We start from the raw sequence: 17,161 nt of genomic DNA on the forward strand, positions 1-17,161 counted from the left end.
TGACAGTGCCCTCGGCCAGCCGTCGCGCGCTCACCAGGAAGGCCGTGTGGCCCTGCATCCGATGTTCCGGGCGCACCGCGAGGCCGACCACGTGCCAGCCGCGCACCATCGACTCCCAGGACCGGGGTTCGGTCCAGCACTCCTGCTCGCGCAGCGCCTCGACGACTTTGGACAACTGCGTGACGGTCGCCACATAGACGATCAGCACACCGCCCGGCACCAGCGCCTTCGACACCGTGGGCAGCGCGTCCCACGGCGCGAGCATGTCCAGCACCGCCCGGTCCACCGGCTCGCCCGTGTAGGCGGCCACATCGCCGACGGTCAGTTCCCAGTTGGCGGGCCGCTCGCCGAAGAAGGTCTCGACGTTGCGCACCGCGTGCTCGGCGTGGTCCTCACGGATCTCGTAGGAGACCACTTTGCCCTCGGGACCGACGGCCCGCAGCAGCGAACAGGTCAGCGCGCCCGAGCCCGCCCCCGCCTCGAGCACCCGCGCGCCGGGGAACACGTCGCCCTCGTGCACGATCTGCGCGGCGTCCTTCGGGTAGATCACCGCCGCGCCGCGCGGCATCGACAGCACGTAGTCGATGAGCAGCGGCCGCAACGCCAGATACGGGGTGCCGTTCGTGGAATTCACCACACTGCCCTCGTCCGCGCCGATCAGGCTGTCGTGTTTGATCCCGCCGCGGTGGGTGTGGAACTCCTTGCCCGGTTCCAGCACGACCGTGTAGAGCCGCCCCTTGGCATCGGTCAGTTGCACCCGGTCACCGATGGTGAAGGGCCCGGTCCTTCTGGCCGTCATGAATCTCCGTTCCGCTCGCGTGCTGTGTGCGCGGCGCTCGTCAGCGCCCGCGTGCACGGGGCGACCGCCGTCGCGCCGCGGTGTCGGTACCGCCGGATAGCCTGCCAGGTATGTCAGCGCTCGTGTCCACGCCCCCTGCCGATGCCGAGAACACCCCCGGCGGACAACGGCGACGGCCCGCGCTGTCCCCGTCGCGGGCAATGGATTTCAAGCAGTGTCCGCTGAAATATCGGCTGCGCGCGATCGATCGGGTCCCGGAGGCGCCCTCGGTGCACGCCGTGCGCGGCACGGTGGTGCACGCCGTGCTAGAGGATCTCTACGGCCTGCCCGCCGCCCAGCGTTCCCCTGACCGCGCGCGGGATCTGGTCGAGCCCGCCTGGACCCGCACCCTCACCGAACGCCCCGAAGTCGGCGAACTGGTCGCCAAAGACGGTGGGCAGCGTTTCCTGTCCGAGGTATCGGCGCTGGTCGACCGCTATTTCCGACTGGAGGACCCGACACGCTTCGAGCCCGAGTCGCGGGAGGCGCGCGTGGAGGTGGAACTGGCCGACGGCGTGCTGTTGCGCGGTTTCGTCGACCGCATCGATGTCGCGCCCACCGGGGAACTGCGCGTGGTCGACTACAAGACCGGGCGCGCGCCGGGCCCGAATTCGGAGACCAAGGCGCTGTTCCAACTCAAGTTCTACGCGCTGGTGGTCCTGCGCACGCGCGGCATCGTGCCCGCCCAACTGCGCCTGCTCTACCTCGCCGACGAGCAGATCCTCACCTACTCCCCCGACGAGGAGGAACTGCTGCGTTTCGAGCGCACGCTGAGCGCGTTGTGGGCGGCGATCCTGGAGGCGGCCCGCACCGGCGATTTCCGGCCGCAGCGCACCTGGCTGTGCTCCTACTGCGACTACAAACCGCTGTGCCCGGAGTTCGGCGGCACACCGCCGCCGTACCCCGGTCCCCCGACCGACGGTCTCACCGAATCGCCGGACGAGACGCTGGCCGAGTCGGTCGCGGACTGACTCACACCGTGAAGTCGCGGAACAGCAGCACCGACAGCCCCAACCCGACGAGCAGGTTGACCACCACCGCCGAACCGAACACCGCGATCGGCCGCCACCCCGCTTCGCGCAGTCCGCGCACGGAGAATTCGAGCCCGATCGAGACGAAGGCCAGGATCAGAAACCAGGTGCGCAGGTCGGTGACGATCGCGAGGTGCGCCGCGCCGGTCTTCTTGTCCACCGATCGCAGATACAGGGTGCCGATGATGGAGGCGGCGATGAACGCGAGCACGAATTTCGGGAAGCGGTCCCAGAATTGGCGCGCCGAGGGGCGCGGCGCGTCCGGGGTGCGTTCCACGCGCAAGGTGAACCAGGCGGTCAGCGCGATCGCCACCAGGCCGATCAACGCGTTCTGCGTGGTCTTGACGATCGTCGCGATCTGGAGCGCCTGCTCCCCCGCGATCGCGCCCGAGGCCGCGACAGGTCGAAGATCTCGGCCAGCCAGGAGCGTATCGGCGGCGCGCGAGCACCCGCACCGATTGCCCTCACCGTGAATCAATCAGCGGTGCGGGGCAATCGGCGCAAGAGTTGCGGCCGGGCCGTCAGAACGCGCGGCAGGACCGGATGTCGGTGGCCAGGATGGCCTTCGCGCCGAGTTCGGCGAGCTGGTCCATGAGTTCGTTGCCCTGCTTGCGCGGCACCAGCGCGCGCACGGCCACCCAGGTCTCGTCGGCCAGCGGCGACACCGTCGGCGACTCCAGGCCCGGGGTGATGCGCACCGCCTGCTCGAGCAGATCCTTCGGGCAGTCGTAGTCCAGCATCAGGTACTGCTGGGCGAAGACCACGCCCTGGATGCGCGCGACCAACTGGTTGCGGGCGCGATCGTCGCGGTCGGCGCCGACCGCCTCGATCAGCACGCCCTCCGAATCGCACAGGCTCTCCCCGAAGGCGACCAGGTTGTGCTGACGCAGGGTGCGCCCGGAGCCGACCACGTCGGCGATGGCGTCGGCCACGCCGAGTTGGATGGAGATCTCCACCGCGCCGTCGAGACGGATCACCTCGGCCTGGATGCCGCGCCGCGCCAGATCGGTGAGCACCAGGTTCGGGTAGGAGGTGGCGATGCGCTTGTCGTAGAGGTCCTCGACCTTCCACTCCCGGCCCGCCGGGCCCGCGTAGCGGAACGTGGACCGCCCGAAGCCGAGGGCGATGCGCTCCTGCACCGGAGCGCCGGAGTCCAGGGCCAGATCACGTCCGGTGATCCCGAGGTCGAGTTCGCCGGACCCGACGTAGATCGCGATGTCCTTGGGGCGGAGGAAGAAGAATTCGACCTGGTTGGCCGGGTCGAGGACGGTCAGGTCGCGCGAATCGGTGCGCTTGCGGTATCCGGCCTCGACGAGGATCGAGGTGGCCGATTCGGAGAGTGCGCCTTTGTTGGGGACTGCGACGCGCAGCATGGGGATGGGTCCTTTCGGAGGAGGCGACGGGTGGGATCGGCGGTCGGCCGCGGGCCGTCACAGATGTCGGTACACGTCCTCGAGGGTCAGTCCCCTGCCGACCATCAGCACCTGGACCCAGTACAGCAACTGGGAGATCTCCTCGGCCAGCGATTCGTCGCTCTCGTGCTCGGCGGCCAGCCACACTTCCCCGGCTTCCTCGAGCACCTTCTTGCCCTGCGTGTGCACGCCTGCCTCCAGCGCGGCCACGGTGCCCGAACCCTCGGGACGGGTGAGGGCACGGTCCTGCAACTCGGCGAACAGGGACTCGAAGTTCTTCACGGAGGACCATTCTTTCAGACCCCCGCACACTCCCCGCACACCGCACCACCCCGCCGGTCCGGGCCGACGGGGTGGTGCGGGACGGGGTGTGCGGTGCGTCTCAGCCCTGGGCGAGCAGCGCCTCGAGTTCGGCGACGGCGGTGCGCAGGTGCCCGGCGAAGGCGTGCATCTGGTCCGCGACCGGCTCCGGGGTGGCCAGGTAGAGGTTCCACCGGTCCGGCAGCAGCACGTAGGCGATGCCGATGCAGGTCGGGCTGGTGGAGCCGAAACCGAAGAACTCGATGTTGACCGACGGGGCCGAACTGGTCGAGAGGTAGTCGTCGCGCATGATCACCCAGCCGGGGCTGTCGAACAGCGGCAGCGGCTCGGTGACGCCCAGTTCCGCGCCCCGACGGCGCTGGATCCACTGCAACTCCCACAGGTGCTGCTCGGGCGCGTCGCCGGCCTGGCACTGCTTGGCCCGCTCGACGTGCACGGTCGCGGCGGTGCGAGCGGCGGCCAGTCGGGTGGCGTCGTCGCCCTCGGGATCGACCATCGCGTCCACGAAGGCGATCATCTGCGGCGTCACCACCCGCATCGCCTCGGTGCGGCCGTTGCGGTACTGGCGGGTGGCGATGGATTCGTAGGTCGCCCCGGTGAGCCCCTTGGTGCGCCGGTGGGCCACCTGGTAGGCCAGTTGCGCGAAGGCGTCCGGCGAGATCTTGAGCTGCTTGGCCCGCGCGGTGCCGAAATCCGGGAACGAGAGCGTCTCGGTGGCGTTGGCCGCCGCGTAGGCCGCGAAGTCGACGCCCGCCGCCGCGATCGACGAGCGCAGCGCGTCGTCGAGGACGAACTCGATCGGCGCGATCGCGGGCACGCCCTGCTGCTGGGCGCCCGAGCGCGCGGCGTGTTCGGCCGCCGTGGTCTCGAGCAGGGTGTCCACGAACGACAGGATGGTGGTGCCGTCCAGGCCGCAGTGCTCGACGTTGATGCCGGCGGTGCCGTCCTCGAAGACCAGGAACGAGACCGACTTGTCGAACCAGCGGTTGCCGCTGTCGCCGTGCAGCAACTGGTCGCAGGCGTGCTGGGTGTCGGTCGGCGCGAAATCCTCGAGGCAGACGCAGAACAGCGCCGTCTCCAGGGTGTCCAGCGCCGTGACGTTGGCGGGCACGGACAGCAGCGCCGCCCGGTCGGCCGCCCAGTCGGCGCGCGCCTTGGTGGTCAGGTGGCCGACGGCGGAATCGGCCGCGACCCGCTGTTCGCCACGCTGCTTGACCGCCGTCAGGCCCGCGGCGAGATCCTCGGGCGTGTAGGGCGCGCCCTCCGGGCCGATCACGTCGACGGCGAACAGGTTGCCCCGGTAGAACACGGCGATGTGGCGGGCCTGCGACGGGCCGGGTTCGGCCTCGCTGTAGGGCACCCGCACGCTGTCCTGTTCCGCGCCCGGGATGCGGGTCTCGGAGAACAGGTACTTGTTCTGCCACATCGACAACTGCTGACCGCGCTGGGTGACCGGCGGGATGGCCTCCTCGTCCAGGGCCAGCTTGTAGTCCACGGCCGCCGCGATCAGCGCCGCCGCGCGCTCGACCTGGCTCGCGCCCGTCGAGGCGGCCAGCACGGTGTCGTCGCGGAAGAGGAAGAAGAAGTTGGCGTTCAGCGCGATCCGGTCCCGCCTGCCCAGGTAGCGCGACGGCCAGAACAGGTCGAGCCAACTGCCGACGCCCGGCGTCGCGTCGTACTCGCGCAATGCCTCGTGCAGTGTCGCGCCGGGACCGTCGGCGCGCAGCAGATCGTCCACGGCCGCCCTGGTGGTGGCGAGTTCGTCGTCGGTCAGCAACGGCGCGGACCACTCCAGGAACCGCGCGGCGGTGTCCTGCAAGGTGGGCAGCGGTACCCGCGGCAGATGGTCTTCGGCGGCGAAGGTGCGGTCGCTCAAGTCGGATTCCTCGGGTGCGTGGGTGGATTCGGAGAGACTGCGGCGAGGCCGGCGCGCACGGGCGCGCCGGCTCACCACTGATCCTCGGCGTAGCGCCGAAGTTTGGAAAGGGCCGGGAGGCGTGTCGCGGCGATTCAGGCGGGTCGCGACACGTACAGGGCAGCGTAGAGCCACCCGTAGTCTTCGCGTCCGGCGGTGTCGACGCCCTTGTCCGCCAGCGTGTTCAGCACCTGCTCGCGTTCGGAGTCGGAGGCGAAGCGGCGCTGCTCGTACAGACCGGGCAGTCGCTCGGTGCGGTAGCCGAGCGCGGCCAATTCCTCGGCGATCGGGTCGAAATCGAACATGCGCAGCACGAAATGGGCCATCCAGGGCCTGCGGTCGGCGTCGGCGGTGGCGATGCGCACCAACGTCTTCTCGGTGACGTAGCCGATGCACCCGGTGGAGATCACCAGATCGGCGGTGGCCAGCACGGCGCGCTGCTCGTCGGTGGGATCGGTGGCCTCGAGGTCGGCGTGCACGGTCTCGTGCACGAAACCGGCCGCCGCGGCGTAGTCCAGCGCCGGACGGGAGGCGTCCACGCCGATGAAACGGACGTCGTCGTAGCGCTCGCCGCGGGCCAGTCGCGACCGGTCCCGCTCCAGCAGGGCGGCGCGGTCGATCTCGCCCGCGTCGCGGTAGTGCGCGGACAGGGCGTCGATGCCGACGCCCGAGAGTAAGAGCGCGGTGTTCACCCCGTAGGAACAGCCGATGTCCAGGACGGTCGGCGAGCGGTCGGGCGCGGCGGCGCGCAACTCGGTGATCTGCTGCTCGAAGAACGGCTTCGCCAGTTCCGGGATCCGATAGTCCAGTTCGGACATCCGGGCGTAGTACTCGCGGGGATCCGGTCGGTCGTAGATGTGGTCGAAGGAAGCTTTCCCGGTCGTATGCAACGGCACTGGCACGCTTGTCGTTCCTCTCGATCGATCGCGGGATCGGCTAGTCGAGTAGCCGGTCGCCGCGGACGGCATCCGCCGCGGCCAAGTGGTCGGGTAGGACCCGACCGAACAGTTGGCGGGTCCGTTCCACGGTGCCGATGACACCGGGCCGGTCGGTGTAGGCGAAGATCGCCGAATGCCGTTGGTCGGGGCCCGACACCGGCGAGACGCGATGCAGCGAGAAGCGCCCCTGGAACAGTTGCAGGTCACCCGGACGCAGATCGAGTCCGCGCACCAGGCCCTCGCCCGCTCCGGTCAGCACCGCGCGCACGTCGTCGAGATTCTCGGCGCGCGGCGAGCGGATGTTCGGGCAGTACTCGAACACGCCGCCGTCCCCCGCGGGCTGGGTCAGCATGCTGACGGTGAATTCGTTGGTGTCGAAATGCCACGGATGCGACATCCCCGGCGCGACCACGTTCAGGCACAGTCCGGCCAGCGGGTCGGCGAATTCGTGGAGTTCGGCCAAGCCGAAGCAGTCGGCCACGAACCGCTGGAACTCGCCGCTGGTGTAGAGGCGGTGGATCAGCGCGTCGGCGGGGATCCGGTCGCGCGGCACGAAAGCGTTGCCGCGGTCGAACACGATCCGGCCCGGATGATCCTCCGGCAGTTCGGTGTCGAGCGGGATGTTGTAGGCGTTGACCCGCTGCACCTCGTAGTAGGCGTGCGGGGCCATCCGCTCCCCCTCGGCGCGCAGCGTCTCGATCAGCGCGGGGCGGATGAACTCACGCAGTACGGTGCATCCGCTCGCGGCCAATTCGGCTCGCGCCCGCTCGACCACCGCCGCCCGCTCGACGCCCTCGGCGTCGGCGAGCGGATACCGTGCGGTGTCTACGATCTCGTCGAGAACGCCCGTAACTGCCATGGCGTAATTCTGATCGAGAAACCGACCGACACGCCCGGGATTCGGAAAGATAGCCCGTGACTGTAATCACACCTCCCTGCCTGCTCACAAGCGTTGCGGGACAGTAACTCTCGGTATGCCGCAGTCGGGCGTGTCCGGTGTGTCGGACCGCGCGCCGGACGCGGAACCGTTACGGGACAACGGATGTGGGCGGACGGGCCGCCGGACCGTTCCCGGGCGCTGTCCGCGCGCGGTGCTCACCGCCGGTCCCGCAGCGCCTCGCGCAGATGCGAGCCGGTCAGCCCGACCAACGTGTCGCGGAACACCCGCCCGGGGGCACTGGGCACCGCGATCTCACACGGCACCACGATCACCGCGCAGCCCGCCGCCTGGGCCGCGAGCGCACCCGTCGGCGAATCCTCGATCGCCACACACGCTTTCGGATCGACCCCGAGCAGTTCGGCCGCGCGCAAGTACACGTCGGGCTCCGGCTTGCCCTCGGGCACCTCGTCACCGCACACCGACACGTCGAAGAAATCGCGGCCCAAGGTGTCGAGGCCGAACTCGGTCAGCGAACGCTTGGTGTTGGTCACCAGCGCGCTCGGCAGCCCCTCCGCGCGCACCATGCCCAGCGCGTCCTCGGCCCCTGGCCGCCACGGGATCGGCCCCGTCATCAACTCCGTCACCCGAAGCTCGAGGAACCGGCCCGCCGCGCGCAGATCGTCCTCGGTCGGGTCGATGCCCAGCCCCGCGAACACGATGCGCAACGCGTTCGGCCCCGACGCCCCGATCAGCGAATGCCGGATCGCGTCGGTCATCACCCCGCCGAACTCCACCGCGAGTTCGCGCACCGCGACATCCCAGAGCTTCTCCGAGTCCAGCAACGTGCCGTCCATGTCCCACAGGACCGCGGCGAGTGGCGCGTTCACGTGCCGATGTCTCCTCTGCTCCGGTGACCTCCCCGTCGGATGATCGCCCCGCACCAGGCTATCGACACCGCCACCGCGAACACCCGCCCCGGACCGGCCGAGTGAGGCCGATCACCGACACCCTTCCCCGGTCATCGCCGAGGTCACGCGGCGTCGACCCGACCCGGCAGGCAGACGCGGCAGTCGGGCCGTCCCGACCCGGCAGGCAGACGCGGCAGTCTCGACCCCGGCAGGCTGTCACCGTCCGACGACGGCTCGGTGGGCTCAGGCGCTGGAGGCGGCGATGACCAAGCGGGAGCCGTCGGCGGCGACCTGGAGCCAGCGGTTCTCGGTGGCGGTGCTGCCGTCGGCCTTCACGTAGGTCAGCGACGCCGTGGCCGCGTCGTTGCCCGCCGGGGTGATCCCGTTGACGCGCACCGAGCGGATCGTGGACCACCAGGACCGGTAGGCGGCGAATCCGCCGGTCTGGGCCTGGTAGGCCGGGGAGAGCTGTTCCCACGCGCCGTTGATGTTGCCCGGCAGCATCCCGTAGTAGCCCTGGATGAAGCCGGCCACCCGCTCCGGGGTGGGCGGACCCGCGGGCGTGGTCGGCGGGGGCGTCGTGGTCGGCGGCGCGGTGGTGGTCGGCGGCGCGCTGCTCGTCGGCGCGGGAGTCGTGGCGCTCGCGCGCGGGTTCTCCATGATCGACCCACCCGGCCCCGGCGCGGCCTCCGCGGAGGTGTCCACACCGGGCGGTGCGGCGGTGTCGTCGGAGCCGCCGTCGCGGTTCTGCACCGTGAGGATCACGCCGACCACCAAGGCCAGCACCAACACGATGGCCGCCGCCGCGCCGAGCACGCGCCGGTCGAGACCGCCGCCTCCGCCGCCCGCCCCCGGACCGGTCAGCGTCGACCCGGCTCGCCCGGCAGGGGCCGCCGCGGGGCCGGCGAACGCGGCGGGACCGGAAGCAGCGCCGCGGCCGGAGACGGCGGCGGGCGACGGAACGACCTCGGTGGGGCCGGAACCGTCCGCGCCGCGGCCGGCCGCGGTGGACGGCAGCACCGTGGTGGCGCCCGCGATCGACCCCGGCGCGGGCATCACCTTCGTCGTCACCGGCGCGGCGGCCAAGGCGGGTGCGCGACCGGCGGCGACCGCTTCCAGGGCCTCCCTGGCCTCCTGCATGGTGGGCCGCGCGTCGACGGTGTCGGCGAGCAGGCGCAGCAGCACCGGGCCGAGGGTGTCGGCGTGCCGCGGGGGCGGGATCTCGCCGCGGGCCACCGCGTGCAGTACCGCCAGCGGATTGTCGCCCTCGCCGAAGGGCGGGCCGCCCTCGACGGCCGCGTAGAGCGTGGACCCGAGCGCGAACACGTCCGAGGCCGGTTCCGGGTTCTCCCCGCGCGCCACCTCGGGCGCGAGATAGGCCGGGGTGCCCGCGAGGAATCCGGTGGCCGTCACCGTCACGTCGCCGACCGCGCGCGAGATGCCGAAATCGGTGATCTTCACCGTGCCGTCGTCGGCGACCAGCAGGTTCGCCGGTTTGACGTCGCGGTGCATGATGCCCGCCGCGTGCGCGGCCGACAGCGCGGCCGCCGCCTGCGCGCCGATCTTGGCGACCTCGAGCGGCGGCAGCGTGCGCTTGCCCGACAGGCGCGCCGCCAGACTCGGCGCGTCCATGTACTCCATCACCAGCCAGGGCTGGCCGTCCTCCTCGGCGACGTCGAAGACGGTGATGGCGTTGGGATGGTGCAACCGGGCCGCGATCCGGCCCTCGCGCATCGCCCGCAGTTTCGCCTCCAGCGCCTGCGAACCGGTGAGATTCGGCGCGAGCAACAACTGTTTGACGGCCACGGTGCGGCGCAGGCGGACGTCGGTCCCCCGCCAGACCACCCCCATGGCACCGCTGCCGATCGGGTCCGCGAGCCGATACCGTCCAGCGATCAACCGATCCGCCGTCATGTGGTTGTGCCTCCTACCTGACACCGAGCCATCCAGCACCACCGCGGATCGGACCGAACGGTGTGACCGAAAATCCTACGCGCCGTAGTGCTTTGCCACCCGAACAGCTCAGCGTTCGCATCCGCCGACTGCTCCGGATGCAGTTGCAACGCATTCGACAATGACATACCCGACCGACAGACATCCAGCCACGACACGGCCGGTCAGTTCCTCGGCGCGTCGGAGCCGACGGCCGCGCTGCGCCATCGCGGCCGCACGACTGCCGCGACGTGCGCCGATATCCCTTCGACACCAGCGCTTTACGGGTGCGCCCGGTCGACGCGCGCGGGCCGGGGACATCGGCGGACACGGCCTTGGTGAGCACCGTCACAAGATCTCACCCTCCGCATGTCGCCACGCCGAGCGGCCCGAGTGCCGCGCCGGGACAGCGACGCTCGGACCCGACGAACACCTCAGGCGTTGAAGTACTTGGCCTCCGGATGCAGCAGCACGAACGCGTCGGTGGACTGCTCGGGATGCAACTGCAACTCCTCCGAGAGCACCACGCCGATCCGGTCCGCCTCGAGCAGGTCGACCAGCTTGGCCCGGTCCTCCAACTCCGGGCACGCGCCGTAACCGAAGGAGTAGCGCGCGCCGCGATAGCCGAGCTTGAAGTAGTCCTGCACGTCGCTGGGATCGGAGTCGGCGACCGCGTGACCTTCGAGCACCAGTTCCTCGCGGACGCGGCGGTGCCAGTACTCGGCCAGCGCCTCGGTCAACTGCACGCCGATGCCGTGCACCTCGAGGTAGTCGCGGTAGTTGTCGCCCGCGAACAGTTCGTTGGCGAAATCGGCGATCGGCTGCCCCATCGTGACCAGCTGGAACGGCAGCACATCCACCTGCCCCGTCTCGCGGGCCAGCGCGCGCGAGCGGACGAAATCGGCGATGCACAGGAACCTGTCGCGCTGCTGACGCGGGAAGGTGAAGCGGTAGCGCTCCGGCGCGTCGGCGTGCGGTTCGGTCAGCACGATGACGTCGTCGCCTTCGGACACGGCCGGGAAGTACCCGTAGACCACGGCGGCGTGCTGCAACACGCCTTCGGTCGCCAACCTGTCCAACCAATAGCGCAGGCGCGGCCTGCCCTCCGTCTCGACGAGTTCCTCGTAGCTCGGGCCGTCGCCGCCGCGCTGCCCGCGCAGCCCCCACTGCCCCAGGAACAGCGCGCGCTCGTCGAGCAGACCCGAGTACTCCTGAACCGCGAGACCCTTGATCACCCTGGTCCCCCAGAACGGCGGCGCCGGGACCGGCAGGTCGGCGGCCACGTCGGAGCGCTCGGGCACCTCCACCGGCACCTCGGCGGCCTTGCGCTTCTCGGCGATGCGCTTGGACCGTTCGTGCCGGGCCTTGCGCTCGGCGGCCTTCTCCCGTTCGGCCACCGCCTGCGGGCTGTCGGGGTCGAGGCCGCCGCCGCGCTTGACGGTCATGATCTCGTCCATCAACCGCAGGCCCTCGAAGGCGTCGCGCGCGTAGTGCACATCGCCCAGGTAGACGTCGGTGAGGTCGTTCTCCACGTAGGCGCGGGTCAGCGCCGCGCCGCCGAGCAGCACCGGGAACTGGTCGGCCACGCCCTTGGCGTTGAGCTCCTCCAGGTTCTCCTTCATGATCACCGTCGACTTCACCAGCAGTCCGGACATGCCGATGACGTCGGCCTTCTTGTCCACCGCGGCGTCGAGGATGGTCGCGATCGGCTGCTTGATACCGAGGTTGACCACCTCGTAGCCGTTGTTGGACAGGATGATGTCGACCAGGTTCTTGCCGATGTCGTGCACGTCGCCCTTGACGGTGGCCAGCACGATCCGGCCCTTGCCGGAATCGTCGGTGGCCTCCATGTGCGGCTCCAGGTAGGCCACGGCGGTCTTCATCACCTCGGCCGACTGCAACACGAACGGCAACTGCATCTGCCCGGAGCCGAACAGTTCGCCGACCGTCTTCATCCCGGACAGCAGCGTCTCGTTGATGATGCGCAGCGGCGGGACCTCCGTCATCGCGGCGTCCAGGTCGGCGTCCATCCCGGCCTTCTCGCCGTCGACGATGCGCCGTTCCAACCGCTCGAACAGCGGCAGCGCGGCCAACTCCTCGGCGCGCGAGGCCCGCGAGGAGGACGCCGAGACGCCCTCGAACAGGCCCATCAGCTTCTGCAGCGGGTCGTAGTCCTCGCCGCGGCGGTCGTAGACCAGATCCAGCGCGACCTCGCGCTGTTCGTCGGGGATGCGGGCCATCGGCAGGATCTTGGAGGCGTGCACGATCGCCGAATCCAGCCCCGCCTGCACGCATTCGTGCATGAACACCGAGTTCAGCACCTGGCGTGCCGCCGGATTCAGACCGAAGGAGATGTTGGACAGACCCAGGGTGGTCTGCACCGCCGGGTGACGGCGCTTGAGTTCGCGGATGGCTTCGATCGTCTCGATGCCGTCGCGGCGCGACTCCTCCTGGCCGGTGCCCAGGGTGAAGGTGAGCGTATCGATGATGATGTCGCTCTCCAGCACCCCCCAGTTGCCGGTGATGTCCTCGATCAGCCGTTCGGCGATCTCCACCTTCTTCTCGGCGGTGCGGGCCTGCCCCTCTTCGTCGATGGTCAGCGCGACCACCGCCGCGCCGTGTTCGGCGACCAGTGCCATGGTCTGCTGGAAGCGCGAGTCGGGGCCGTCGCCGTCCTCGTAGTTCACCGAGTTGACCGCGCAGCGTCCGCCCAGATGTTCCAGGCCCGCGCGCAGCACCGGGGTCTCGGTGGAGTCGAGCATGATCGGCAGCGTCGAGGCGGTGGCCAGGCGCGAGGCCAGTTCCCGCATGTCGGCGGTGCCGTCGCGGCCCACGTAGTCCACGCACAGGTCGAGCATGTGCGCGCCGTCGCGGGTCTGGTCCTTGGCGATGTCGAGGCATTTCTGCCAGTCCTCGGCCAGCATCGCCTCGCGGAAGGCCTTGGAGCCGTTGGCGTTGGTGCGCTCACCGATCATCAGCACCGAGGCGTCCTGCTCGAAAGGCACCGCCGTGTACATGCTCGACACGCTCGGCTCGTGCTCCGGGTGACGGCGTTCGACGGGCGCGGGCAGGGTGGGCTCGACCTCGCGCACCGCCGCGGCGACCTGGCGGATGTGCTCGGGTGTGGTGCCGCAGCAGCCGCCGACCAGGGCCAACCCGAATTCGGCGACGAAGCCGCGCAGCGCCAGCGCCAGTTCCTCCGGCGAGAGCGGGTACTCCGCGCCGTTCGCGCCGAGCACCGGAAGGCCCGCGTTCGGCATCACCGACACCGGGATCTGCGCGTGCCGCGACAGGTGGCGCAGATGTTCGCTCATCTCGTCGGGGCCGGTCGCGCAGTTCAGGCCGATCATGTCGATGCCCAGCGGTTCGAGCGCGGTCAGCGCCGCGCCGATCTCGCTGCCGACCAGCATCGTGCCGGTGGTCTCCACGGTGACGTGGGTGATGATCGGGATGCGGCGGCCGGCGTCGGCCATCGCCCGCCTGCTGCCGGTGATCGCCGCCTTGACCTGGAGCAGGTCCTGGCAGGTCTCGATCAGGATCGCGTCGGCGCCGCCGTCGAGCATGCCCAGCGCCGCCTCGGTGTAGGCGTCGCGCAGCGCGGTATAGGGGGCGTGACCGAGGGTGGGCAATTTGGTGCCCGGCCCCATCGACCCGAGCACGTAGCGAGGGGCGCCGTCGGCGCCGGGCCCCATCTCGTCGGCCACTTCGCGGGCCAGCCTGGTGCCGCGTTCGGACAGGTCGCGGATGCGGTCGGCGATGTCGTAGTCGGCCAGGTTGGGCAGGTTGCAGCCGAAGGTGTTGGTCTCCACGGCGTCGGCCCCGGCCTCGAAGTAGGCCCGGTGGATGTGGCGCAGGACATCGGGACGTGTGTCGTTGAGGATCTCGTTGCAGCCCTCCAACCCGCGGAAATCGTCGAGGGTGAGATCGGCGGCCTGCAACATGGTGCCCATCGCACCGTCCCCGATGACGACACGACGCGCGAGCGTGTCCAGGATCGTGGTGTCGAAGGCGGCGGAGTCGGACACAGACATGGATACAAGGGTAGTGGGCGCGACCGACATCCCGGACGGCTGTGCCCGAAGCCCGACCCCCGATGTGTCCGGCGCAACACCCGCCGCACACGGCGCGTCCGATGCTTCGGACCGGAAATTTTCCGGCCGACGGTGCGTGGAAACGCTCCGCGTCGCGTGCACACCGATGCTGCGCAGACATTAGGCTGACCGGGTGAACCCCAGTGAAACCCCCGATTCGGAACTGCCGACGTTGCGGGATCCGGTGCTGGTCGCGGCCTTCGAGGGCTGGAACGACGCCGGTGATGCCGCCAGCGGTGCCGTCGAACATCTGGAGCTGATCTGGGACGCCGAACCGCTAGCCGAACTCGATTCCGAGGACTACTACGACTACCAGGTCAACCGTCCCACGGTGCGCCAGGTCGACGGCGTGACCAGGGAGATCCAGTGGCCTTCGACGATGCTGTCGGTGTGCTCGCCGCCCGGCAGCGAGCGCGACGTGGTCCTGCTGCGGGGCATCGAGCCGAATATGCGCTGGCGCAGCTTCTGCGCCGATCTGCTGGAATTCATCGAACAACTCGGCGTGGAGACCGTGGTGATCCTCGGCGCGCTGCTGGCCGACACCCCGCACACCCGGCCCGTGCCGGTCACCGGATCGGCCTACAGCAAGGAAGCCGCCGAACGTTTCGCCCTCGAGCAGACCCGCTACGAAGGCCCGACCGGGATCACCGGCGTCCTGCAGGACCAGTGCGTCAAGGCGGGGGTGCCCGCGGTGTCGTTCTGGGCCGCGGTTCCGCACTACGTGTCCCAGCCGCCCAACCCGAAGGCCACCATCGCGCTGCTGCACCGGGTCGAGGACGTGCTCGACATCGAGGTGCCGCTGGGCGAGTTGCCCAAGCAGGCCGAGGACTGGGAGACCGCCGTCAACGAGATGACCGTCGGCGACGAGGAGATCAGCGAGTACGTGCGCTCGCTCGAGGAGCGCGGCGACGCGGCGATCGATCTCAACGACACGATGGCCAAGATCGACGGCGACGCCATCGCCGCGGAGTTCGAGAAGTACCTGCGCAGGCGCGGTCCCGGCAGTTTCGGGCTCTGAAGTTCTTCGTGCGGGGCGGGTGCGCGAGGCGCGCACCCGCCCCGCGCTCATGCGGTGCCGGTGGGACGCAGCGCGGCCATGGCGGTGACCGACTCGATGGTCCAGACCCGGGCCGCGGCCTCCTTGGCGAGTTTGGCCAGCAGGATCTCGCGCGGGATGGTCTGCCCGGCAAGATGTTCCAGCGAGGGAACCACGACGTGGTGGGCGTCGGCCCGGCGTAGCTCGCGGGTCAGTTCGGCGAAGGCGGTGCCGTCGGCCGTCGGTGACTCGTGGAAGGTCGCGGCGAAGCACAGCCCGATCTCGCGCGCCAACGCGCTCATGGCGACTTCGAATTCCGCGCCGCGGTCCTCGGCCAGATCGTCGCGCACGTACCCATAGATCAACGCTTCCACCCGAACCTCCATTGGATTGGGCCGCTGTTCACCTCGTCGAGCACTACGGTCTAGCAAATTCTCCGCTTCCGCCTTCAGGATCGCGGAAGACACAGTGCGGATGCAGATGTCAACCCACGGACATCGGTATGCCCTACCAGGACCGCCGGAGGTTAACTGGTGCGATACTACCGGGGTGTCCCTAGGAGACGATCGGCCCGTCTGGGCAGTCCGAATGCGTTCCGAACGCGATGCGAGGGGGTGGTCACAAGCGGATGCGGTGCGCGTCATGCGCGCCAAGTCCACCCACAACCTGCCGACCGACAGTACGCTGCTACGTAACTGGCGTCGGTGGGAGTCCGGCGAGTCGAGACCGGACGACTTCTACGCACCGATCATCGCGGCGGCTTTCGACACCGTCACCGCGGCCTTCTTCCCGAAGGCGCGACCGAACCGGGACGACGAGTTACTGTCGGCCACCGGCATGGACACCCTCGAATTCATCGGCCGACTGCGGATGTCGGATGTGTCCGCGTCCACCCTGGACGCCATCCGGATCACCGCCGAACGCCTGTGCTGCGAATACTCCTTCGCCGATCCGCACGACCTGCACACCGAGGGCACGGCCTGGTTGCGTCGCATCACCTCCCTGCTCGACGGTCGGCTCACCCTGGCCCAGCACCGCGAAATCCTCGTGCTGGCCGGATGGGTCGCGCTGCTGGTCGGCTGTGTCGACTACGACCTGGGGCGACGCACTTCGGCCGAGGCGACCCGCCGGGCGGCCTGGTCGCTGGGGACCGAGTCCGGCAATCCCGAGATCGTCGGGTGGGCCGCGGAGATGGCGTCCTGGTTCGCGTTGACCCAGGGCAACTATCGCGGGGCCATCGAGGCCGTCGACACCGCGCCCGCCGACTGCGCCGATCTCGGCGTGGGCGTGCAACTCGCCGCGCAGCGGGCCAAGGCGTTCGCCCGACTCGGCGAGTCCGTGCAGGCGCAGGCCGCTCTGGACCAGGGTCGCGCGATCCTGGACCGACTCGACTATCCGACCGATCTGGACAACCATTTCGTGGTCGACCCGCAGAAGTTCGATTTCTACGCCATGGACTGCTGCCGGGTGGCCGGGGACAACCGCCGCGCGGAATCGTTCGCGCGCGAGGTGATTCGCACCTCGACCGGCGCCGACGGCAGTGTCCGCAACCCGATGCGGGTCGCCGAGGCCCATCTCACCCTGGCCGTGGTGGCGGTGCGCGACAAGGATCTCGAACGCGCGGTGCACGAGGGCGCGCTGGCCTTGGCGGGTCGCCGCCGCTCGCTGCCGTCGCTGATGTGGGTCGCGGGCGAGGCCGCCCGCGAACTGATGGACCAGTACCCGGACGATCCGCGCACGCTGGAGTATCTGGACCGATTGCGGACTGTCGCCGCAGAATAGAGACCACCTGGTCTGTCAGACTTGCGAAAGCGCCCGTTCCGGAGAGCATTTCCGGGACGGGCGCCGTCGTGTCGGCC

The 17,161-nt window shown here is 69.8% G+C and carries 13 protein-coding genes and 1 pseudogene; 3 read left to right on the plus strand and 11 right to left on the minus strand.

Going from position 1 to position 17,161, the window contains the following annotated elements; all coding sequences use genetic code 11:
• A partial coding sequence (locus ON30_RS15955) for a tRNA (adenine-N1)-methyltransferase (protein ID WP_040708139.1) occupies positions 1-799 on the minus strand: 799 nt, incomplete at its 3' end.
• A 110-nt stretch (positions 800-909) separates the two neighbouring features.
• Between ON30_RS15955 and ON30_RS15960 the strand changes: the two genes are divergently transcribed.
• Complete coding sequence (locus ON30_RS15960) at positions 910-1,809, plus strand: RecB family exonuclease (RefSeq protein WP_040708019.1); 900 nt, start codon at positions 910-912, stop codon at positions 1,807-1,809.
• 1 nt (position 1,810) lies between these two features.
• Here the strand turns inward: ON30_RS15960 and ON30_RS15965 are convergent.
• The 9 genes and pseudogenes from ON30_RS15965 to metH form a co-directional block, all read right to left on the minus strand.
• Positions 1,811-2,269: pseudogene (locus tag ON30_RS15965) on the minus strand (putative sulfate exporter family transporter); the annotation flags it as partial.
• Between the two features lie 121 nt (positions 2,270-2,390).
• Positions 2,391-3,242 carry an ATP phosphoribosyltransferase gene (gene hisG / locus ON30_RS15970; RefSeq protein ID WP_040708020.1) on the minus strand — a complete coding sequence of 284 codons (852 nt, stop codon included), beginning with the start codon at positions 3,240-3,242 and terminating at the stop codon, positions 2,391-2,393.
• 57 nt (positions 3,243-3,299) lie between these two features.
• Entirely contained in the window at positions 3,300-3,563 is a 264-nt protein-coding gene (locus tag ON30_RS15975; RefSeq protein ID WP_040708141.1) for a phosphoribosyl-ATP diphosphatase, read from the minus strand.
• 100 nt (positions 3,564-3,663) lie between these two features.
• Positions 3,664-5,478, minus strand: a complete 1,815-nt coding sequence (locus tag ON30_RS15980; RefSeq protein WP_040708022.1) for a choline/carnitine O-acyltransferase — start codon at positions 5,476-5,478, stop codon at positions 3,664-3,666.
• 134 nt (positions 5,479-5,612) lie between these two features.
• Positions 5,613-6,419, minus strand: coding sequence for a class I SAM-dependent methyltransferase (locus ON30_RS15985; RefSeq protein WP_063719890.1), 807 nt, complete (start codon positions 6,417-6,419; stop codon positions 5,613-5,615).
• Between the two features lie 34 nt (positions 6,420-6,453).
• Entirely contained in the window at positions 6,454-7,314 is an 861-nt protein-coding gene (locus ON30_RS15990; protein ID WP_040708025.1) for a HalD/BesD family halogenase, read from the minus strand.
• Between the two features lie 236 nt (positions 7,315-7,550).
• Positions 7,551-8,222, minus strand: a complete 672-nt coding sequence (locus ON30_RS15995; RefSeq protein ID WP_040708027.1) for an HAD family hydrolase — start codon at positions 8,220-8,222, stop codon at positions 7,551-7,553.
• A 264-nt stretch (positions 8,223-8,486) separates the two neighbouring features.
• On the minus strand, positions 8,487-10,157 hold the full coding sequence (locus ON30_RS16000) for a serine/threonine-protein kinase (protein WP_040708029.1): 1,671 nt from the start codon (positions 10,155-10,157) through the stop codon (positions 8,487-8,489).
• Between the two features lie 452 nt (positions 10,158-10,609).
• On the minus strand, positions 10,610-14,206 hold the full coding sequence (gene metH / locus ON30_RS16005) for a methionine synthase (protein WP_040708031.1): 3,597 nt from the start codon (positions 14,204-14,206) through the stop codon (positions 10,610-10,612).
• 193 nt (positions 14,207-14,399) lie between these two features.
• Between metH and ON30_RS16010 the strand changes: the two genes are divergently transcribed.
• Positions 14,400-15,284 carry a PAC2 family protein gene (locus ON30_RS16010; protein WP_040708033.1) on the plus strand — a complete coding sequence of 295 codons (885 nt, stop codon included), beginning with the start codon at positions 14,400-14,402 and terminating at the stop codon, positions 15,282-15,284.
• Positions 15,285-15,331: 47 nt separating this feature from the next.
• Here ON30_RS16010 and ON30_RS16015 read toward each other — a convergent pair whose 3' ends face one another.
• Positions 15,332-15,676 (minus strand): hypothetical protein, encoded by a 345-nt coding sequence (locus ON30_RS16015; RefSeq protein ID WP_245554078.1) that lies wholly within the window; start codon positions 15,674-15,676, stop codon positions 15,332-15,334.
• Between the two features lie 268 nt (positions 15,677-15,944).
• Here ON30_RS16015 and ON30_RS16020 point away from each other — a divergent pair, with 268 nt between their 5' ends.
• Positions 15,945-17,084, plus strand: coding sequence for an NsdA family TPR-like regulatory protein (locus ON30_RS16020; protein ID WP_040708143.1), 1,140 nt, complete (start codon positions 15,945-15,947; stop codon positions 17,082-17,084).
• Positions 17,085-17,161 lie beyond the last annotated feature (77 nt).

The sequence above is a fragment of the Nocardia takedensis NBRC 100417 genome, from assembly GCF_000308695.1.
Lineage (GTDB): Bacteria > Actinomycetota > Actinomycetes > Mycobacteriales > Mycobacteriaceae > Nocardia > Nocardia takedensis.